21 protein-coding genes are annotated in these 20,016 nt (G+C 47.5%); all 21 read right to left on the bottom strand.

Translation table 11 applies throughout. The features are described 5' to 3' along the window. Nucleotides 1-137 precede the first annotated feature (137 nt). A complete protein-coding gene (aroA, locus tag H2R00_RS03470) occupies nt 138-1,424 on the bottom strand; it encodes a 3-phosphoshikimate 1-carboxyvinyltransferase (RefSeq protein ID WP_182070466.1) in 1,287 nt (428 codons plus the stop codon). Nucleotides 1,425-1,434: 10 nt separating this feature from the next. Continuing rightward, on the bottom strand, nt 1,435-2,550 hold the full coding sequence (locus H2R00_RS03465) for a prephenate dehydrogenase (protein WP_176274746.1): 1,116 nt from the start codon (nt 2,548-2,550) through the stop codon (nt 1,435-1,437). A gap of 53 nt (nt 2,551-2,603) precedes the next feature. Beyond that, nucleotides 2,604-3,686 carry a histidinol-phosphate transaminase gene (gene hisC, locus H2R00_RS03460; RefSeq protein WP_154998189.1) on the bottom strand — a complete coding sequence of 361 codons (1,083 nt, stop codon included), beginning with the start codon at nt 3,684-3,686 and terminating at the stop codon, nt 2,604-2,606. 12 nt (nt 3,687-3,698) lie between these two features. Next, the gene (gene trpA / locus H2R00_RS03455; protein ID WP_026579384.1) at nt 3,699-4,502 is read right to left on the bottom strand and encodes a tryptophan synthase subunit alpha; all 804 of its coding nucleotides are present in this window, start codon (nt 4,500-4,502) and stop codon (nt 3,699-3,701) included. After that, a complete protein-coding gene (gene trpB / locus H2R00_RS03450) occupies nt 4,471-5,697 on the bottom strand; it encodes a tryptophan synthase subunit beta (RefSeq protein WP_154998185.1) in 1,227 nt (408 codons plus the stop codon). The genes trpA and trpB overlap by 32 nt, the downstream gene beginning before the upstream one ends. Beyond that, entirely contained in the window at nt 5,678-6,334 is a 657-nt protein-coding gene (locus tag H2R00_RS03445; protein WP_154998187.1) for a phosphoribosylanthranilate isomerase, read from the bottom strand. Before H2R00_RS03445 ends, trpB begins: the two co-directional genes overlap by 20 nt. Continuing rightward, nucleotides 6,334-7,092, bottom strand: coding sequence for an indole-3-glycerol phosphate synthase TrpC (gene trpC, locus H2R00_RS03440; protein ID WP_154998183.1), 759 nt, complete (start codon nt 7,090-7,092; stop codon nt 6,334-6,336). Before trpC ends, H2R00_RS03445 begins: the two co-directional genes overlap by 1 nt. Then, nucleotides 7,085-8,101: an anthranilate phosphoribosyltransferase gene (gene trpD, locus H2R00_RS03435; RefSeq protein ID WP_154998181.1), complete on the bottom strand. Its 1,017-nt coding sequence runs from the start codon at nt 8,099-8,101 to the stop codon at nt 7,085-7,087. The genes trpC and trpD overlap by 8 nt, the downstream gene beginning before the upstream one ends. Beyond that, the gene (gene trpE / locus H2R00_RS03430) at nt 8,073-9,620 is read right to left on the bottom strand and encodes an anthranilate synthase component I (RefSeq protein WP_154998179.1); all 1,548 of its coding nucleotides are present in this window, start codon (nt 9,618-9,620) and stop codon (nt 8,073-8,075) included. Before trpE ends, trpD begins: the two co-directional genes overlap by 29 nt. A 246-nt stretch (nt 9,621-9,866) precedes the next feature. After that, nucleotides 9,867-10,250 (bottom strand): chorismate mutase, encoded by a 384-nt coding sequence (gene aroH / locus H2R00_RS03425; RefSeq protein ID WP_154998177.1) that lies wholly within the window; start codon nt 10,248-10,250, stop codon nt 9,867-9,869. After that, nucleotides 10,247-11,335 (bottom strand): 3-dehydroquinate synthase, encoded by a 1,089-nt coding sequence (gene aroB / locus H2R00_RS03420; RefSeq protein WP_182070465.1) that lies wholly within the window; start codon nt 11,333-11,335, stop codon nt 10,247-10,249. The genes aroH and aroB overlap by 4 nt, the downstream gene beginning before the upstream one ends. Further along, entirely contained in the window at nt 11,335-12,507 is a 1,173-nt protein-coding gene (aroC, locus tag H2R00_RS03415) for a chorismate synthase (protein ID WP_182070464.1), read from the bottom strand. The genes aroB and aroC overlap by 1 nt, the downstream gene beginning before the upstream one ends. A gap of 71 nt (nt 12,508-12,578) precedes the next feature. Then, on the bottom strand, nt 12,579-13,346 hold the full coding sequence (locus H2R00_RS03410) for a CheR family methyltransferase (protein ID WP_154998171.1): 768 nt from the start codon (nt 13,344-13,346) through the stop codon (nt 12,579-12,581). A gap of 140 nt (nt 13,347-13,486) precedes the next feature. Further along, on the bottom strand, nt 13,487-13,933 hold the full coding sequence (gene ndk, locus H2R00_RS03405; RefSeq protein ID WP_003182994.1) for a nucleoside-diphosphate kinase: 447 nt from the start codon (nt 13,931-13,933) through the stop codon (nt 13,487-13,489). A 124-nt stretch (nt 13,934-14,057) separates the two neighbouring features. Beyond that, nucleotides 14,058-15,020, bottom strand: a complete 963-nt coding sequence (gene hepT / locus H2R00_RS03400; protein ID WP_154998169.1) for a heptaprenyl diphosphate synthase component II — start codon at nt 15,018-15,020, stop codon at nt 14,058-14,060. Between the two features lie 29 nt (nt 15,021-15,049). Next, entirely contained in the window at nt 15,050-15,748 is a 699-nt protein-coding gene (locus H2R00_RS03395) for a demethylmenaquinone methyltransferase (RefSeq protein ID WP_182070463.1), read from the bottom strand. Nucleotides 15,749-15,750: 2 nt separating this feature from the next. Beyond that, a complete protein-coding gene (locus H2R00_RS03390) occupies nt 15,751-16,527 on the bottom strand; it encodes a heptaprenyl diphosphate synthase component 1 (protein WP_043928826.1) in 777 nt (258 codons plus the stop codon). 144 nt (nt 16,528-16,671) lie between these two features. After that, complete coding sequence (gene mtrB / locus H2R00_RS03385; RefSeq protein ID WP_011198073.1) at nt 16,672-16,902, bottom strand: trp RNA-binding attenuation protein MtrB; 231 nt, start codon at nt 16,900-16,902, stop codon at nt 16,672-16,674. Nucleotides 16,903-16,929: 27 nt separating this feature from the next. After that, nucleotides 16,930-17,499, bottom strand: a complete 570-nt coding sequence (gene folE / locus H2R00_RS03380) for a GTP cyclohydrolase I FolE (protein ID WP_020451963.1) — start codon at nt 17,497-17,499, stop codon at nt 16,930-16,932. A gap of 208 nt (nt 17,500-17,707) precedes the next feature. After that, entirely contained in the window at nt 17,708-17,986 is a 279-nt protein-coding gene (gene hbs / locus H2R00_RS03375; protein WP_003183006.1) for a non-specific DNA-binding protein Hbs, read from the bottom strand. A gap of 417 nt (nt 17,987-18,403) precedes the next feature. Then, a complete protein-coding gene (gene spoIVA / locus H2R00_RS03370) occupies nt 18,404-19,882 on the bottom strand; it encodes a stage IV sporulation protein A (RefSeq protein ID WP_020451964.1) in 1,479 nt (492 codons plus the stop codon). Nucleotides 19,883-20,016: the final 134 nt, after the last annotated feature.

Here is a 20,016-nt window from a genome sequence, read left to right as displayed (position 1 = left end):
GGCAAATATGTTGCCCGCACAGCTGTATGGAAGCAGATTGATTCTGTTAAGACAAGCTATGCCGAAGACATTCGTTTTATGATCAAACGCCCGGCTTTCATGATTTTCCGGGCTGAAAAAGCCTGGAGCACAATGCTTCAGGCTTTTTCAGCAAGCTTTTCAATATGTTCAAAAAATGAAGGATATGAGACGCTCACAGCTTCTGGCTGTAAAATGTCGATCGGCTGCTCGCAGATGCAGGCGGCGATCCCCAGCATCATTCCGATCCGGTGGTCCCCATGGCTTGAGACCTTCGCACCGCCTGTAAGAGGCGTCCTGCCGTGAATCTTCATCCCGTCTTCCGTCGGCTCGATGTTCGCACCGATTTTTTTCAGCTCTGAGGCGACGGTATCGATTCGGTTCGTTTCTTTTACTTTGAGCTCAGCCGCGTCTTTGATGACCGTCGTTCCTTCAGCCTGTGTAGCTAGAAGGGCGATGATCGGTATTTCGTCGATGAGGCGCGGAATCAAATCGCCTGAAATTTCAGCGGCTTTCAAAGAGGACGTTTTGATTCTCAGATCGCCGTACGGCTCAGCGTTTCCGGTGTCTTTTTCTTCGATTTCAAGATCGGCGCCCATTTCTTTCAAGACATCGATGATTCCCGTCCTGGTCGGGTTGAGTCCGACATTGCGAAGCACGACTTCACTGTCAGGAACAAGCGATGCCGCTGCCAGGAAAAACGCAGCAGATGAAATATCACCCGGCACAAAGACTTCGGCTGCTTTCAGCTGCTGCCCGCCCTCAATCGATACGCTTGTTTCATCTTCCTGAAGGCTGACGCCGAACATCGACAGCATCCGTTCCGTATGGTCTCTTGATTTATGAGGCTCCGTCACCGTTGTGGTGCCTTCGGCCTGCAGACCCGCAAGCAGAACGGCCGATTTGATTTGCGCACTTGCAACAGGCGACTGAAAATCGATCGCGGTCAGATGTCCGCCACGGACAGAAAGCGGTGTGTATTCCCCTCCGGCGCGGCCGTCGATTTTCGCTCCCATTTTTCGAAGCGGTTCTGTGACACGCTTCATCGGCCTTTTGGCGATGCTCTCATCGCCGGCGACCGTACTGTGAAACGGGAGTCCCGCCAAAATGCCGAGCATCAGCCTGATCGTCGTTCCGGAATTCCCTACATCGAGGAGTTCAGCAGGCTCAGTCAGCTGATCGAGCCCTTTGCCGAGGACGGTGACATCACTGCCATTCTGTTCGATTTCCACGCCCATTTTCCGAAAGCAGGCGATCGTGCTCAAGCAGTCGGCTCCTGGCAAAAAGTTTTTGATGACCGTTTTCCCTTCTGCTATGGCTCCGAACATAACAGAACGATGAGAGATGGATTTATCTCCCGGAATATGAAGCTCTCCTTTTAGTGAACTGATTTTTCCTCTTTTCATGTATTCCACCTCAATCAGCATAAAATGTTTCATATTTTGCGCGGATTTGAATGCATTTTTCGGCACGTTTTCGATCTTCATCGGATTGAAAGCTGATTCTGAGAACACCGTTTATGTCTTCCCTTGTTTCAATAATCCGGATGTTCGTAATGCTGATTTGCTCGTCGGCGAGGATCGCCGTAATTTCCGAGATGACCCCGGGATGGTCCGGAACATCGACATAAAGATCGTAAAAGGAAGGGATCGCGCCTTTTTGCCGTAAAGGCAGACCGTCACGGTATTCCTTGGCTTGCCGAAAAAATTCAAACAGTCCGTCTGCATCTTCATTTTCGACAAAAGACTGAATTCTGTCCAGCTCTTGTTTCCATTCGTCAAACCGCTCCAATATTTTATCTTTATTGTGCAAAAGAATATCGCGCCACATCGCCGGGCTGCTTGAGGCAATCCTCGTGATATCGCGGAAGCCTCCTGCGGCAAAACGCTTGACGAGCGGGTACTGATCTTCGAATTTGACGGTCTGATGGACGAGACTCGCCGCCACGACATGCGGAAAATGGCTGATCACGCTTGTAACGGCGTCGTGTTCAGCCGGAGACATTTCCACAAACTTTGCGTTTGTTCCTTTGAGCAGATCTTTTAAAGAAGCAACCGCTTCTTTGCCGGCGGAGCCGGAAGGCGTCAAAATATAAAACGCGTTCTCGAAAAGGAAGTCTTTGGCGGCTGCGACGCCCGATTTATGAGAGCCGGCCATCGGATGGCCCCCGATAAACCTGTATTCATTCGGCAAAACTTTTTCGGCATGGCTGACGACCTTTTGTTTTGTGCTGCCGACATCTGTAATGAGCAGCTTTTTCTTGATGCCTGAAGCGGCAAGTTCATCGAGCATGTGAAGCGTCTGTTCGACCGGCGCCGCTAAAAAAACGGTCGACGCTTCCTTCACCCCTTCTAAAAAAGAAGCAGCCGGAGTATCAATAACGCCAAGCTTTTGTGCAGCTCTTGCCTGCTCTTCTGACACGTCAAACCCGATGATCCGTTTGCCGGGGTGTTCCTTTTTGATGGCAAGGGCGATCGAACCGCCGATTAAGCCCAAACCGGCCAATAAAATCGTTTCATTTGGTTGAGTCATTTTTTATCACCTAGTTCATCAATAGACTAAAGAGGTGACTGAATCATCACCTCTTACAACATGCCGGCTAACGTTTTCAAAAAGCCTTCGTTCTGTTCCTTCGTACCGACCGATATTCTAAGGAATGTCGGAAAGCCGAGCGCATTCCCCGATCTGACGATATAGCCTTTTTTCAGCAGCTTGAGGAAAAGTTCGTCTGCATCCCGTTTAAAATCGATCAGCACAAAGTTCGTTTGTGAAGGATAGTAAGTTAGCCCGTGCTCATCACAGAAATCGTAGTACTGTTTGAGCCCTTCATTGTTTTTTCTCACGCAATCGTCGATAAATGCCTGATCGCCGAGGGCGGCAAGCGCGGCAGCCTGGCCGAGCCGGTTTGTATTAAACGGCTGTCTCGCCGGCTCAATCGCCCGAATCAGCTGTTCAGAGGCAATCCCGTAGCCGACTCTTAAGGACGCCAAACCGTAAGCTTTTGAAAACGTCCTGAGAATCATCAGGTTCGGAAAGCGTTCCAGAAGCGGAATGGTCTCAGGGTAGTCTTCAGCCGTTACGTATTCGTAATAAGCTTCATCGACGACAGCAAGGACATGTTCCGGCACTTTTTCAAGAAAACGGATCAGGTTGCGGCCGGATTCATACGTTCCGGTCGGATTGTTCGGGCTGCAAACCCAGACCACCTTCGTCTGTTCATCGATCGCCTCCAGCATTGCATCAAGGTCGTGGCAGCCGTTTTCAAGCAGGCCGACTTCCCTGACTTCCGCTCCTTCGATGACAGCATTGTGTTTGTATTGTGAAAATGTCGGATTCGCCATTACAGTGTTTGAGACAGGATCCAACAAAGAGCGGGAAATAATTTGAATGACTTCGTCTGTTCCGTTTCCCAGGATGATGTTCGTTTCGTTTACGCCGAGATGGGAGGCAAGCTTAGTTCTCAATGCCGCACTATAGCCGTCAGGATAGAGAGCCATTTGCTGCACTTCGGTCTGGAGGGCTTCTTTTGCCGCTTCCGAACAGCCGTAAGGATTTTCATTTGAAGCGAGCTTAATGACCCGGTCGAGGTTGAATTCTTTTTTGACCTCTTCAATCGGTTTGCCCGGCTGGTAAGGCGTTAATTGTTTTAACTGTTCTTTAATTTGCAACATTCTGTCACCTCATTTTACCATGTACGATCCGCTAAATGTCTTAGCGTATGCCTCAAACGCCTTTAAGGCTTGTTCCCTTGTCTCAGGGGCGATGAGTTCGTCTTTCAGCTCCTCGATCTTTCTGACAAGGGCGCTTCCCACGACAACACCGTCCGCCAGTTCATTCATCATCTCCACTTGTTTGGAGCTGGAAATCCCAAACCCGACGGCAACCGGGACGGAGCTCATTCCTTTAACTGACCTGATAAATGAAGAAACAGAATCTTCGAATTCATTGCGCACACCTGTCACACCGAGCGAAGAAACGCAATACACAAAACCTTCCGCCTGCTGCGTTATTTTTTGAATGCGCGATTCGCTTGTCGGCGCGACCAGCGAAATATAGGTAATCCCGTGTTTTTTACACTGTTGCTGCAAATATACGCTTTCCTCAAAAGGAAGGTCCGGTACAAGGAGTCCGTCTAGCCGATTTTGTCGCAGTAAAGCGAAAAAGTGATCTGTATCTAATTGTAACACAGGATTATAATACGTAAAGAGAATAATCGGAATATGGACGCCGTTTTTTTTCATTTCACCGCCAAGCCTGATCGCTTTTACGATGTTCATGTCGTTGTCAAGCGCCCTTTTTGATGCGCGTTGAATCACAGGGCCGTCAGCGAGCGGATCAGAATACGGAACCCCGAGTTCAAGGGCGGACGCCCCCGCCTCTTGAAGGGATTTCGCCAGCTCGATCGAGATTTCAGGCAGCGGGTCTCCAGCTGTAATAAACGGAACAAATAACTTATCGGACGGCTGTTTTTTCAGATTGAACATCTTGATTCACCTCTTCTTCCAACACCTTCATCAAGGTATGGACGTCTTTGTCTCCCCTGCCTGAAAGGCAGACGAGAACACTTTTCTCCCTCGGCAGTTCTTTAGCGATGTCAAATGCTTTTGCCAATGCATGGGCGGATTCAATAGCCGGCAAAATGCCCTCAGTCTCCGTCAGCAGCCTTAATGCCGAGACCGCTTCATCATCTGTGACAGATTCGTACGTGACGCGCCCTGTTTGATGAAGATGGGCGTGCTCGGGGCCGACCCCCGGATAATCAAGTCCGGCTGAGATGGAATAAGGCTCGATGATCTGTCCGTACTCGTCTTGAATCAAGTAGGTCAAAGAACCGTGGATGACGCCTTTTGTCCCCTTTGTGATCGTTGCCGCATGAAGAGGGGTGTCGACACCTTTTCCCGCAGCTTCGACTCCGATCAGTTCAACAGTTTCTTCAATGAACGCGCTGAACATCCCGATCGCATTGCTGCCGCCTCCGACACAGGCGACAACTTTATCGGGGAGGCTTTGCTCCAATTGATAAAACTGCGCTTTCGCCTCTTCGCCGATCATCCGTTGAAATTCGCGGACGATATAAGGATACGGATGCGGCCCGACGACGGAACCGATCATGTAAAAGTGGTCCTGGCAATGCTGAACCCAGTAGCGGATCGCTTCGTTTGTAGCATCTTTTAATGTCCCGTTTCCGCTTGACACCGGAACGACCTCCGCTCCCAAGAGCTTCATCCGGAACACGTTCAGCGATTGTCTGGCAACATCTTCTTCACCCATAAAGACAATGCATGACAAGCCGAACTTTGCAGCGACAGTCGCCGCCGCCACGCCGTGCTGGCCTGCGCCGGTTTCAGCGATGAGCTTTGTTTTCCCCATTTTCTTGGCCAGGAGCGCCTGGCCGAGGGCATTGTTGATTTTGTGGGCGCCTGTATGGTTTAAATCTTCTCTTTTTAAGTAAATCTTCGCTCCGCCCAGCTGCTTTGTGAGCTGGTCTGCGAACGTCAAAGCCGTCGGCCTGCCTGAATAGTCATTTAAAAGCTTTTGATAATCCTTTTGAAATGTAGGGTCGTCTTTCAGTTCAAGAAACGCTTTTTCGATTTCTTCCAAAGGCTGCATGAGTGTTTCCGGGACGAATTTCCCACCAAAATCACCAAACCTGCCTTGTTCATTCGGATATGAATACATGTTCGAACATCCTTTCTTCTAAAAGGCTGATCAGCTTTTCGCTTTTCCTGCCTCTTTCTTCAATTCCGCTTGCCAGGTCGATTCCCGGCGGACACCGCTTTAAAAGATCTGCGATTGTATCCGGGTTCACGCCCCCGGCGATAAACAGACGTTTTCCTTCTCTTTGTGCTACATCTTTATACTTTGGGACGCTGTCCCACGAAAACGAAACGCCCGTTCCTCCTCTCATCCCTTTAACAGACGAGTCGATAACATACCCGTCGATGTAAGGTGCGAAAGATGCCATGCTCTGAACGGTATCATTCCCGTGATGGAGCGCCTTCCAAATCTCGCAGTCTGTCATGCTTTTCAGCCGCTTGATGTCTGCCGCCGTTTCATCTCCATGAAGCTGGATCACGTCCAAACCGGCTTCTTTTGCGATTTCAGCCATCCGACTCATGTTTTCATTAACAAAAACGCCGACAAGCTTTTTACCTGTTGTATCCGTTTCGCCACACCAGCGTTTCACATCCGCCGGGTCTACCGACCGTTTGCTTTCGGCGAAAATAAATCCGAGATAATCGGCTTTCGAGCGGGCTGTCACCTTTAAATCTTCCAATGAATGAATCCCGCAATATTTTAAGCTCGTTTTCTCGATCATCCGTTCTCACCGAATAACGCATGGACAGCCTTCAGCTGTGACGGCTCTCTCATCAGCGATTCGCCGACAAGCACGGCCTGGGCTCCACACGTTTTTACAAATGCGAGATCTTCCGATTTTCCGATGCCGCTTTCGCTGATGAGAACGGTCCCTGACGGAACGAGTTTTGCCATACGCTCTGTTTGCCCGACGGACGTTTCAAAGTTTTTTAGATTTCGATTGTTTACCCCGATGATTTCGGGTGTAAAGACATTTAAAATGCCCTCAAGCGTCTCTTCGCCATGAACTTCGACGAGCACATCCATGCCTTTTTCAGCGGCTTGCCGGTAGAGCTCAAACAGCTTTTGCGGTTCAAGCGCCTCTCCGATCAGCAGGATCGCATCCGCTCCGATGCGGTCCGCTTCTTCAACCTGAATGGAATCAATGATAAAATCCTTGCGCAGTACAGGCAGGGAAACCGAGCGTTTCACATCTGACAAATAACTGTTCCTCCCTTGAAAAAAAGGTGTATCTGTCAGAACAGACAAACAATCGGCTTTAGCCTGTTCGTACTGTTTAGCGATCTTAACGGGCTCAAAATCTTCCTGAATCACGCCTTTTGACGGAGAAGCTTTTTTCACCTCCGCAATTAAAGCGACAAACCGGTTTGGAGAAAGGAGCGCCTTTTTAAATGACCGCTTTGGCAGCTTTAAATCTTCCGGCAGTTCGATCTTTAGAATGTCTTCTCGTTTTCTATCAATAATTCGATTAAGCATATAACTCTTCCTCTTTCTGTTTTAATCGCTCCAGCTGATTGAGCGCCTCTCCGCTTGCAACAGCTTCTAAAGCGAGCGCAACGCCCTCTTTTAAATCCGCTGCCTGCTCTGCGGCGTATAAAGCGGCTCCGGCGTTAAACGCTGCGATATGAACAGCCGAGTCCGGAGCGCGGTTTTTCAAAATATCGACGATGAGACGGCCGCTTTCTTCAGGCGTCGCCACCTGAATGTCGCTCAGCCTGCCGAGCGGCAGACCAACATCACCTGGCTCAACGGTGTATTCGTATGTTTTGCCGCCTTTCAGTTCAATCACATCTGTCGGCGATGTGATCGACAGTTCATCAAGACCGTCCCGGCTCGAAACAAACAATACGTGTTCCGTTTCAAACGCTTCAAGAGCGCGGGCCATGAGCTTTGCTTTTTCGATCGAGTAGACGCCGATCACCTGGCGTTTAGCTTTCATCGGGTTGCTGAGCGGGCCGAGCAGATTGAAGACGGTTCTAAAAGCCAGATCCTTCCTTGCGCCTGCCACGTGCTTCATGGAAGAGTGATAGCTTGGCGCATACAGGAATCCCATATTACGGCGTCTAATGCTCTGAATCGTTTCTTCAGGCGACGTCTGAATTGAAACGCCGAGATATTCGAGAACATCAGCGCTCCCGCTTTTCGATGAAACGGAACGATTACCGTGTTTTGCGATTTTTGCCCCGGCTGATGAAGCGATGATCGCGGCCGCTGTAGAAATGTTGAAGGTGGAGCTTCCGTCTCCTCCGGTTCCGCACGTATCGACAACATGTTCCGGTCCATCTATTGTATGTGCCTGCTCCCGCATGGCTCTGACAAATCCCGTAATCTCTTCAGCCGTTTCTCCCCTGTAAGCGAGAACGGACAGGAGGCCTCCGATTTCCGCGGCGCTCAGCGAGCCGGTCATCATGTCACGCATGATGCTGTGTGCCTCGGTTTCATTCATTGTCCCTCCGTTAACGCATGATTTCAGCAGTTCGTTCATTGCCGTCCTCCCCCTTTTCAAGAAACATTTCTTCCGCGATTTGAATCGTTTTTAACAGAGCCCCTGCTTTATTGCAGGTCTCTTCCCATTCTTTTTCAGGCACGGAGTCGGCTACGATGCCTGCTCCAGCCTGGATGGACGCCACTCCGTTTTTCACGCTCATCGTCCGGATCGTGATGCACGAATCGATATTTCCGTCAAATCCGATATAAGCAATGCACCCTCCGTATGTTTCCCTCGGTTCGGGCTCAAGCTCATTTAAAAGCTGAATCGCGCGGATTTTCGGAGCGCCGGTCAAAGTTCCGGCCGGAAATGCGCTCATTAAAGCGTCAACCGGGTGGACGCCCGCTTTTAAAGAGCCGGTTACGATCGAAATGATGTGCATGACGTGCGAAAAGGAAACGATTTTCGTAAACTCGGGCACTTGGACAGACCCGTATTCAGCTACTCTGCCGATATCATTTCTCGCCAAATCGACGAGCATGTAATGTTCCGCTTTTTCTTTCTCATCAGCCAAAAGCTCTTTTTCGAGCCGCTTATCCTCAGCCTGATCACCGCCCCTTTTCCTCGTGCCGGCGATCGGATGGATTTCAAGATGGCCGTTTTGAACATGGATCAGACGTTCAGGCGAGCTTCCAACGAGATCGCGGTCAGGAAGCCTCATGTAGTACATGTACGGGGACGGGTTGACCATTCTCAGCACTCTGTATAACTCAAAAGAACTGACCTTCACCGGAATATCGAACCTTTGCGAAAGGACGCCTTGAAAAATGTCTCCCGCTTTAATGTACTCTTTCAAGCGATCGACATCGGCCAAAAACCGGGATTTCTCATATGTTGATTGAATCCCTTCAAAGCTGGGGGCTGTGTGCCGTCCTTGCGGGAGAAACAGCTCTTTCGGCGCTTTCCGGTCTGACAGCCTGTGTGTAAGCTGTTTGAGCTCTTCTTTCCCTTTTTTGAAAATGCGGTTTTTTTCCTCCCTTGTTTCACTGCCTTCAAGCCTTGCATAGTGGATGAAATGCAGCTTTTTCAGCTCGTGATCATAGGCGATCATCGTCCGGCAGACAAACAGGAGGCATTTTTCCATCTCCGTTTCTTTGCTGTGCCCTTTGATCGACGGTTCAATGAGCGGCATTAGATCGTAGCTTAAATAGCCGACCGCTCCCCCTGTAAACGGGATGTCGAGCTCAGGCGCTTTGATTGAATACGTCTCTGACATCCATTCGAGAACTTCTTTTAACTGTGAAGCTGAATAAAGCTTCTTCTGCTTTTGATCGCAGGCGTGAAACCGGCCGCGTTCTTCTTTGATCGTCAAAAAGGGGTCTAAGCCGATGAAAGAATATCTTGACCATGCGGAGGTTTCATCCTGGCTTTCCAGCAAATACACGATGTCTTCCTGCAGCTTCTCGACCAGTTGAACGGGCGTCAACGTATCGACGGAAAAACTCTCAATAATTGGTATCGTTTTAAAGTGTGAAGTATCCTCTGAAAAAGAGGCAAAATCGGTTTGCAGACTCAACAATCTCTCACTCCTTATTCAGGCGGAGAGAATGAGAAGAAGGCCTTTAGAGGACAAATGATTGAATTGACGAGGGGAAAACGAAACAAACCCAAAAGAACACGTCTTTTGGGTAGAATGAATAAACGTTTTGTCTCAACTCAGCTCATCTCAGCTCATTCTCAATCTACCCTAGTCTCATACTCAGCTTATCTAAACTAAAACCCCATACACACTCCTGTGTATTCCAAGGTTTCTACAATCGTATTACAATTCAGTATTTTTTGTCAATGATAAATCAGGTCTGAGCGTTACTGCATTTTCCAAATAAACGTGGCGGACTTCATCCTGCCGCATATTCGTCTGAACCGTCATCATCACTCTGATGCATTTTTTGAGGCCGTGTTCAACATCCATTTCCTGCATGCACATGACGGGCACATGCTGCCAGCCTTCAAACGTTCTGACGACCTTCGCGGGAAAAGCAGCGTGAATATCAGAAGTAGCAGAAATTAAGATCTGCACGACTTGTTCAGGTTTGAGCTGATTTTCATCGATCATTTTTCCGATCAGCTGCTTCGTCCGCTCCGTAATGTCTTTTTCTGTATCCCGGTCAACTGTCGTCGCTCCCCGAATTCCGCGCATCATCATTTGTCTCCCTCCAATCTCCACATATTCAGCCATCGTTCGATTTCTTCGGCTTTAAAGGAGTGCAGCCGCACACTGCCGATCTTATCCAGCAGGACAAACTGAATGATGCCTCCGCGTGTTTTTTTATCGTTCATCATTCGGTTGATAAGTGCTTCTGTTGACACTTCGCGTTTCACTCTTTCCGGATAGCCGAGACTTTTCAGCCAGGCGGCGATTTTTGTGCGGTCAACAGGACAATTCAGCACCTTCTCGCTGACAAATAAAGCAAATTGCATGCCTAAAGCGACGGCATCGCCATGGGTGATCTCTCCGTAGCCGTATTCGGCTTCAACGGCGTGGCCAAGCGTATGCCCGAAGTTCAAATAGGCCCTGATTCCCTGTTCGCGCTCGTCTTGTGAGACAACTTCAGCTTTAATCGAAATGCCTTTGTACACCATTTCACTGAGCTGGCCGGTCGTAATCGCTTCTACTGAATCTATTTTAAGCAATTCGTTCAAGAAAGATTCATCACGGATAAATGCGTGCTTAATGACTTCCGCAAGACCTGAACGCATTTCTTTTTCCGGAAGCGTACTCAAGCATTCGGTATCATATACCACCGCCTTCGGCTGATGAAAAGCGCCGATTAAGTTTTTTCCGAGCGGATGATTAATGGCAACTTTCCCTCCGACTGCGCTGTCATGAGACAGCAGAGTCGTCGGGAATTGCACATAATCGATACCCCTCATAAAAGTTGAAGCGACGAACCCTGCAAGATCGCCGACAACACCGCCGCCCAGCGCCACAATGCATGACGAACGGTCAAGGCGAAATTGAATGGCTTCCGTCTGAAGCTTCATAAACATGTCGAATGATTTGGCCTGCTCGCCGCTTGGCACTGCAACCTTTTTAACAGGCCATTTGCTGTGGAGAAGACTGAACAGCTCTTCTCCATAGCGTTTATCAACTTCTTCGTCGGTGATCAAAAGCAGTTTCGTCATCGGAAGATTCAAGGATGACAAAAGCTCTGCCGCGTTTTTTCTAATGCCTCCCCCGATGAACACCGGGTAGGACAAAGAAGCGGTTTCGATTTGAAGTGATTTCATTAAAACTCCCTCGCAAGCTTTCTCATTTTCTCAACATTTTCAGCGATCCGGTCCATTTGGTCAACGCCAAACTGCTCGACGATCGCATTTGCGATTTCCCATGCAACAACCGCTTCCGCCACCACGCTTGCGGCAGGGACAGCGCACGAATCAGAACGCTCGATGCTCGCTGTAAACGGCTCTTTCGTCTCGATATCAACGCTTTTGAGCGGTTTGTATAACGTTGGAATCGGCTTCATCACACCTCTGACGACAATCGGCATTCCCGTTGTCATCCCGCCTTCAAGACCGCCGAGACGGTTTGTTGCGCGCGTGTAGCCTTTTTCTTCGTCCCAAATGATTTCGTCATGGACTTCACTGCCGTTTTTGCGTGCAGCTTCAAAGCCGATGCCAAATTCAACACCTTTAAAAGCATTAATGCTCAGTACGGCGGCAGCCAGCTTGCTGTCGAGTTTGCGGTCGTAATGGACATAGCTGCCGACTCCTACCGGCACCCCTTCAACAATCACCTCGACGATTCCGCCGATGGAATCCCCATTTGCTTTTGCTTCATCGATCGCGTCCATCATTTTCTTGCCCGCATCTTCGTCATAACATCTGACAGGGGACTCTTCGGTTACTTTTTTCAAGTCTTCGATAGATTCGTAATTTGTTTTCTCAGCTTTTACTCCGCCGATCTCCAGCACGTGGCCGGCCACTTGAATGCCGAGCTGGGAAAGGATCTTCTTGGCGACGGCTCCTGCCGCCACCCGGACGGTCGTTTCTCTGGCAGATGAACGTTCAAGCACGTTGCGCATATCTCTGTGCCCGTATTTGATCGCGCCGTTCAAATCGGCGTGACCCGGTCTCGGCCTTGAAATCTGTCGTTTCATTTCGCTTTCTTCTTCAGCTGTGATCGGCTCTGAACCCATGATTTTCGTCCAGTGTTTCCAGTCATTGTTTTCGACGACGAGAGCGATCGGCGACCCCAGAGAACGCCCGTGCCTTACACCGCTTGTGATCCGCGCCTGATCTTTTTCGATTTGCATCCGGCGTCCGCGGCCGTGGCCTTTTTGACGTCTTTGAAGCTCGTAATCGATGTCTTCTTTTGTGATATAAAGCCCTGCTGGGACTCCTTCGATAATTGTCGTAAGCTGCGGACCGTGAGATTCACCGGCTGTTAAATACCTCATGCTTTCGTTCTCCCTTCATCACATTAACGCTTTTAAGTAAAACTATAACATAACCCTTTATAAAAAGTCAGCTAACTTTTTTGATAGAAAAACGTATCTGTCGATTGAAAACCGTATTTTTCCGGATTGAAGATCTGTTCCGTGCTTCCGACAAACAAAACTCCCTTATTCTTCAGGCTGCCGCTGAACTTATGATAGATCTTCTCTTTTGCTTCCTCCGTAAAATAAATGAGCACATTGCGGCATACGATGATATCAAAATCTTTCTCATACGGATCAGCCAGTAAATTGTGCTTTTGAAAGCGGATGTTTTTCCTGATCTCGTCTTTGACGGCAAATCGGCTTCCGTCTTGCGTAAAATAGAGTTCCTTCATCTCTTTCGGCACTTCCTGCAAGGATCTTTCCTGATATACGCCTTCTTTCGCCTTCGCAAGGACTTTGTCATCGATATCTGTTGCGATGATCTGATAGTCTGAGAGACCTTTCTGTCTGCTTAAAATCATCGATAATGTGTAGGGCTCTTCCCCGGTTGAACACGCCGCACTCCAAACTTTCAGCGTTTTCGCAGGCTTTAAAAGCGGCAAAATGGTTTTTTCGAGAACCTCCCACCTCTTATAGTTTCTGTAAAATTCTGAAACATTAATTGTCATCCTGTCCAGCGTTTCCTGCAGAAGAGCCTCATTCTTTTCTAAAGCGAGCGCAAACTCGCTGAAATCGCCATATCCTTTTTTCTCATAAAGAGACGTCAGCCTTCTTTTCATTTGCGCCTCTTTGTACAATGCCAAATCCACACCAGTCATTTTTTTCCATTTATCAACAAAGAAACTGTAATTGTCCATGTTTTCTCTCCTAATCGTCGTGCTGATATGAGTACAATTATAGCTTGTTTTCTTTTAAATTTGTATCTTTAAAAAGAAAAAGCCCGCCTCGCCGGCCGCGATTCTGTTCCATATAAAAAAATCAGCTTTTCAGCTGATTTTTAGTAAATCCATTGATTCATTAACTTCTCGTCTTCAACAAGTTCGTCCTCTTTAAAAAACAAGTTGATTTCGCGTGCTGCACTTTCAGGAGAATCTGAACCGTGAATGATATTTTTTCCGACAAACATGCCGAAGTCTCCGCGGATTGTACCTGGGAGCGCTTCCTTAGGGTTCGTCTTCCCGATCAGCTGTCTGGCGACCGCGATTGCGTCCTCGCCTTCCCACACCATGGCGAATACCGGGCCTGAAGTAATAAAGTCGACAAGCTCACCGAAAAACGGTTTCCCGTTATGTTCTTTATAATGCTCGCCTGCCGTCTCTTCTGAGACCTTCATCAGCTTGGCTCCGATTAATTGTAAGCCCTTACGTTCGAATCTTAACAAAATTTCGCCGATCAGCTGACGCTGAACGCCGTCAGGTTTTACCATCACAAAGGTTTTTTCCATAGTCGATTCTCCACCCCGCTAATATGTATAGGCTTTCAACACTACAACAGAAATATAGCATTTTTCAAACAATTAATCAATAAAGGGTGGAGAATATTCATACTTTCGACTCATTTGACGTTTTTTAGAACTTTCGTTTACCGATGTATTTCGCAATTTGGCCCAGTGCTGTCCGTGCCCGGTTTTTCGGGAGCGTTTCAAGCAGTTCGAAAGCCTTGTTCAAATACATTTCGCTGACTTTGAACGATTGTTCAATGGCATCCGTTTTCTTCAGCTCTTCGATCACTGGTTTGATCTGTTCCGGAGTCGTTTCACTGTTGATCAGCATCAGGCGCGCTTTTAATTCAGGCGATTTCCGTGCATATAATACGGGAAGCGTGACATTCCCCTGAAGCAGATCACTGCCCACAGGCTTGCCAAGCTCTTTTTCGCTTGAGGTGAAATCGAGGATGTCATCAATAATTTGATAGGACATGCCGACATAATAGCCAAACCAGTACAACGTTTTATGAATGTTTTCACCCGCACCAGCAGCAATGGCGCCAAGCTGGCAGCTCGACGCGATCAGAAGGGCCGTCTTGCGCCTGATTCTCCTCAAATAGGTTCTGAGATTTTGCTCCATATTATATTTATCTTTAATTTGTTCAATTTCTCCAAGACAGACTTCGACAATCGCCTTGGACAAGATTTCATGGGCCTTCGGTTCGTTTATTTTTGTCATCGCTTCAAGGGAGCGAGCGAACAAATAATCACCTGTATACATTGCAATCCGGTTATCCCACTTTGCTTTGATTGTCGGCTGTCCCCTTCTCAGCTCCGCATCATCGATGACATCGTCGTGTACGAGCGAAGCCATATGTATCAATTCCAGTGAAACGGCAACATTTTTAATTTTGTTGATGTCGTATTCACCGAACATGCCGGAAAGCAGGACAAACACAGGACGTATCCGCTTGCCTCCGGCCTGCAGCAAATGCAGGCTCGCTTCACTGAGCAATGGATAGTCTGAGTGTACGGTCTTTTCAAGCTCTTTTTCTATTAATTCAATATCGTCATTCAAAAAAGAATAAAACGTTGTCAATTTCATATCGATTCACCCGAGTATTTCTGTAGTCATCATCGCTTCCAGCCGACATGTGTAGCCGCTACACCGCCTGTGAACGGATGATATTGAACATTTTCTAATCCAGCCTCTTCAAACAACGCGACAAGCTCTTTCATACCAGGAAATTCCCTGGCTGATTCCTGAAGCCATGAATACTCCTTAAAGCTTTTGGCAAAGAGCTTTCCAAACATGGGCATAATAAAACGAAAGTACAGGAAGTATAGCTGTTTGAACCCGAACATTTCAGGCTGGGACGTCTCAAGGCATACAACCTGGCCGCCGGGTTTTACTACGCGCGCCATCTCTTTTAATACGGTTAAATAGTCGGGAACATTGCGAAGCCCGAAGCCGATGGTGACATAGTCGAACGTATTGTCCGGGAAGGGCAGTTCCATCGCATTGCCGTGGATCAATTCGATCTGGCTGTAGCTGTCGGTCTTTTGTTCGGCGATGCTCAGCATGTTTTTGCTGAAATCAAGGCCCTTGATTTCCCCTGTCTCTCCAGCCGCATCTGCGAGCGCGATCGTCCAGTCTCCCGTCCCGCAGCAGACGTCAAGCGCTTTGGCTCCTTTTGGAACGTTCATGAGCTCCATCGTTTTGTCGCGCCATTTTTTATGCTGTTTAAAGCTGATGACGGAGTTCATCTGGTCGTAATTTTTATAGATCTTTTCAAACACGCCGTGTACGCGCTGTTCTTTTGACTGCACCATGATTACCCTTCTTCCACTTTCTGATGATAAGTTCGTTTTTCAGGCCGAATTTCCTGCAGGCGTTTCAGAAGCCATTTTTGAACGGCGGGCTTTTTGGCAAGCAACTGGTTGATCGCAAGCTTGGCTTCTTCATAAGCCGCAGCAGCCAGCTGTCCGCATGAAGCCTGGCCTTCCGGAAACTCTTTCTGTATGATCGTCTCCAGCAGCCGGGAATCTGAAGCTTTTTCTTCGGCCGCAAACCTTTTAAACACAAGAAAGTCATTGGCGGCTGTTTTCCAGTGAGGCAGATAAAAGTGGTCGGCGAGATGGTGAAAAAGTGCAGCTTCCACTATGCTGACGCTTTTTTTCAGGCTGTCTGCATCTTTTGCGGAATGGTCGTAAAGCCTGATTTTATGTTCGTTTATCTCTTTGATGGCCGCAGCGAGCGTCCGAATCATATAAATATCCTTCATACCCGATAACAGCGAGTAGTACATGCCACTGAAATAATCACCGGCCAATACGGTCAGCTGGCGGTTTTTATAGTCGTCCTGCTTAATTGAAGCTGCGGTCGTGACTTCATCATGGGTATCAAGGGCTGTTTGAACAAGCATCGCCGTTAAGATGTAACTTTCCTTGTCAGCTTCTTTTAAATCTGTTTCCTCAAACAGAGCGTAGAAAAGAAACAGCTTATCCTCATCAACTTTCGGCGCAGTCAAATGCTTCGCCAAATATGGATGTGAAAGCTTTTGATTCAGCTTGATTTTCAAATAAGATAATTGTCCGTAGATGTCTTGCAAAGATATCACCCTTGTCCCAAAATTCGCAGTTTTTTCTTTTGATTGATTATGTATCTTTTTTGAGCGGAGAAAGTTTAATTATACCATAATATGTTGAAAGATATTGTTTTATGCCATGAGAACGGGCATAAAAAGCCCGGCTTTCTATTTTTTCGATTCGCTTTTCATCTCGCCGTTTGCCGTCTGAATTAAGGCCTCGCCCCGGACCTTGATCGCAGAGGTATGCTCGGTAAACTGGCAGATCATCACTTCTCCTTTATCAAGCTTTTCTGAATGATGAAATCTCGTGTCCGTACCCCTTGTCAGGCCGATCACATTGACGCCGTCTTCAACGGCTTTGATAACGACAAAATCATTCGATTGATTATTGGTCATGTTTATCGCACACCTTCTCATTTTTAATCATGATGTTTTGATAAGCTCCAACACCTCAGAGCGAGCGGCTACATCCTGTCTAAACGTTCCTCTTACAGCTGAAGTGACAGTTTTTGAACCCGGCTTTTTCACGCCACGCATCGTCATGCACATATGCTCGGCTTCAACAACAACCATTACACCGTGCGGAGTCAGGGTTTCAACAATGCTGTCGGCAATTGTTGACGTAATCCGCTCCTGCAGCTGCGGACGCTTTGCCACCGCTTCAACGGCTCTCGCCAATTTGCTGAGCCCTGTCACTTTTCCCCCTTTAGGGATATAGGCTACATGGGCTTTCCCGTAGAAAGGAACTAAATGGTGCTCACACATTGAATAAAAAGGAATATCTTTAACAAGAACAAGCTCTTCGTGATCCTCGCCGAAAATCGTTTTGAAATGCTCTTTCGGATCTTCGTTTAAACCCGCAAATACTTCAGCGTACATTTTTGCGACTCTTTTCGGTGTGTCAAGAAGGCCTTCACGGTTCGGATCTTCTCCGATCGCCTCCAATATTTGCCGGACAGCTTGTTCAATTTGTTCTTTGTTGATTTCTCTCATTGTTTTATATCCTCCAGAAACGCATACATTTAATTCAGATTCTAGCACACTTCAGCTTATAAAAGCAAAATGAAAGGTTCTTTACCGGCAAAATGTTTTCTGTCTGAAAAAAAGCCCTAAAATTATGAAAAGCCCCTTTGAAAAGGGGCTTTCCTGTGAAGAAACAACATTGGTATGTATTACGCGCGAAAACGGCATATACATACAATTATTTTCCTGCTACAGCGTCTTTAAGCGCTTTACCTGGTTTGAAAGCAGGTACTTTGCTTGCAGGGATTTCGATTTCTTCACCTGTTTGAGGATTGCGTCCTTTACGAGCTGAGCGCTCACGAACCTCAAAGTTACCAAAACCGATCAATTGAATTTTTTCACCGTTTTTAAGTGCATCTAAAATTGTATCAAAAACAGAATCAACTGCTTTAGTAGCGTCTTTTTTAGATAATTCGCTTGCTTCTGCAACCGCATTGATTAGTTCTGTCTTGTTCATGCCTTTCACCTCCTCCCAAAAGGTATCAATCAATAGATTATCATCATTTCTTCACAGTTCAACCTGTTTCTATACCTGTTTGAACAGAAATTTCAAATAAATATAGAAAAGGCATTTCACGGCTTTCAGCGAAAATTTCACTTTGAGAGGAACGTTTGTCCAGTAAAGTGAAGATTTTCTGTATGTAGATTAACACATCTGAATAGCCATATCAAGCATTTTAAAGCGATGATCCCTTATTCGTCAAGGTTTAAGCAGAATGAAACGAACAAATATTCCTGTTTTTCCTTTTTTAATCATACTCTTTCCTCTATTTCCAGCGGCAAGCACTTGTCGCCCCAACCCCTTTCACCGCGCCCGTTCTGCCTGTTTCAGACATAAAAAAAAGACCTCCCGTATGATAAGAGGCCTTCCCTTTTATAAGATGATCGCAATCAATCCGCCTGAGCCTTCATTGATGATGCGCTCCAGCGTTTCCTTCAGCTTATATCTTGCATTTTCAGGCATGAGTGACAGCTTCGCCTGAATCCCTTCTCTGACGATCGAGCTCAGGCTCCTTCCGAATATATCGGAATTCCAGATTGACAGCGGATCGTCCTCAAAGTCCTGCATTAAATAGCGGACAAGCTCTTCGCTCTGCTTCTCTGTTCCGATGATCGGCGCAAACTCGCTTTCCACGTCGACTTTGATCATATGAATCGACGGCGCCACCGCTTTCAGCCGGACTCCGAATCTTGAACCCTGTCTGATGATTTCCGGTTCATCCAGGCTCATATCGGTTAACGCGGGAGCAGCGATTCCATAGCCGGTTTGTTTCACCATTTTCAACGCATCTGATACTTGATCATATTCGGTCTTGGCATGGGCAAAATCCTGCATGAGCTGAAGGAGGTGATCCTTTCCTCTGATTTCAACGCCGACGACTTCCCTTAAAATTTCATCGTACAGGTAATCCGGCGCATACAAATCGATTTCCGCGATCCCCTGGCCCATTTCAATTCCGGCGAGGCTGGCGCGCTCGATAAAATCAAATTCGCTGAAGTGGCCGACGACGCGGTCGACATCTCTCAGTCTTTTAATATCTTTGACGGTTTCTTTAACGGAATCTTGATAGTTTTCCCTGAGCCAATGATTCTCTTTTAATACCATGACCCAGCTTGGAAGGTTGACGTTGACTTCGAGTACAGGGAATTCGTAAAGCGCTTCTCTGAGAACGCTCAGAACGTCCGCTTCCCTCATGCTTTCAACGCTCATCGCCAGCACCGGAATGTCGTACTTTTCCATCAATTCTTGCCTGAGCGCTTCCGTTTCCGGATGATACGGCCTTACGGAATTGATGACCATGATAAACGGTTTTCCAACCTCTTTTAACTCATCGATCACCCGTTCTTCAGCCTCGATATAATCCTGTCTGGCGATTTCTCCAATCGTGCCGTCAGTCGTAATCACAACACCGATAGTGGAGTGCTCTTGGATGACTTTTCTCGTGCCGATTTCGGCAGCTTCGTGAAACGGAATCGGCTCTTCATACCAAGGAGTATTGATCATTCTCGGCCCGTTTTCATCCTCGTATCCCTTTGCCCCGGGTACAGTATAGCCGACACAGTCGACAAGCCTTATATTCACATCGAGTCCGTCACTGACATGAACTGACATCGCCTGATTCGGAACAAACTTCGGTTCAGTTGTCATAATAGTTTTGCCAGCGGCACTTTGGGGGAGCTCATCTTGTGCGCGCGCCCGGTCTGCTTCATTGTTGATATTCGGGAGCACCACTAGCTCCATAAATTTTTTGATAAACGTAGATTTTCCTGTACGTACAGCTCCTACGACACCTAAGTATATATCGCCTCCTGTTCGTTCAGCGATATCCTTGAAAATATCGACCTTTTCCAAGTGATCCCCTCCCGGACTTCCAATCCTTTTCAATTTTTTACTTCTTCATCAATCAAAAACAGGACACTATAGTGTATGACGTTGTCCTATTTCAATATGACAGCTTAGGGAAATTTTTTCGGCATACGTGAAAA

Origin of the sequence: Bacillus haynesii (genome assembly GCF_014042035.1) — a bacterium.
Lineage (GTDB): Bacteria > Bacillota > Bacilli > Bacillales > Bacillaceae > Bacillus > Bacillus haynesii.
This window is presented reverse-complemented; position numbering and strand designations above follow the sequence as displayed.

Coding starts and splice junctions, on each gene's coding strand:
- aroA (WP_182070466.1), bottom strand. CDS start 1,424: ATGAAAAGAGGAAAAATCAGTTCACTAAAAGGAGAGCTTCATATTCCG.
- H2R00_RS03465 (WP_176274746.1), bottom strand. CDS start 2,550: ATGACTCAACCAAATGAAACGATTTTATTGGCCGGTTTGGGCTTAATC.
- trpA (WP_026579384.1), bottom strand. CDS start 4,502: ATGTTCAATCTGAAAAAACAGCCGTCCGATAAGTTATTTGTTCCGTTT.
- trpB (WP_154998185.1), bottom strand. CDS start 5,697: ATGTATTCATATCCGAATGAACAAGGCAGGTTTGGTGATTTTGGTGGG.
- trpC (WP_154998183.1), bottom strand. CDS start 7,092: ATGCTTAATCGAATTATTGATAGAAAACGAGAAGACATTCTAAAGATC.
- trpD (WP_154998181.1), bottom strand. CDS start 8,101: ATGAACGAACTGCTGAAATCATGCGTTAACGGAGGGACAATGAATGAA.
- aroH (WP_154998177.1), bottom strand. CDS start 10,250: ATGATGATGCGCGGAATTCGGGGAGCGACGACAGTTGACCGGGATACA.
- aroB (WP_182070465.1), bottom strand. CDS start 11,335: ATGAAATCACTTCAAATCGAAACCGCTTCTTTGTCCTACCCGGTGTTC.
- aroC (WP_182070464.1), bottom strand. CDS start 12,507: ATGAGGTATTTAACAGCCGGTGAATCTCACGGTCCGCAGCTTACGACA.
- H2R00_RS03410 (WP_154998171.1), bottom strand. CDS start 13,346: ATGGACAATTACAGTTTCTTTGTTGATAAATGGAAAAAAATGACTGGT.
- ndk (WP_003182994.1), bottom strand. CDS start 13,933: ATGGAAAAAACCTTTGTGATGGTAAAACCTGACGGCGTTCAGCGTCAG.
- hepT (WP_154998169.1), bottom strand. CDS start 15,020: ATGAAATTGACAACGTTTTATTCTTTTTTGAATGACGATATTGAATTA.
- H2R00_RS03395 (WP_182070463.1), bottom strand. CDS start 15,748: ATGGTGCAGTCAAAAGAACAGCGCGTACACGGCGTGTTTGAAAAGATC.
- mtrB (WP_011198073.1), bottom strand. CDS start 16,902: ATGACCAATAATCAATCGAATGATTTTGTCGTTATCAAAGCCGTTGAA.
- folE (WP_020451963.1), bottom strand. CDS start 17,499: ATGAGAGAAATCAACAAAGAACAAATTGAACAAGCTGTCCGGCAAATA.
- hbs (WP_003183006.1), bottom strand. CDS start 17,986: ATGAACAAGACAGAACTAATCAATGCGGTTGCAGAAGCAAGCGAATTA.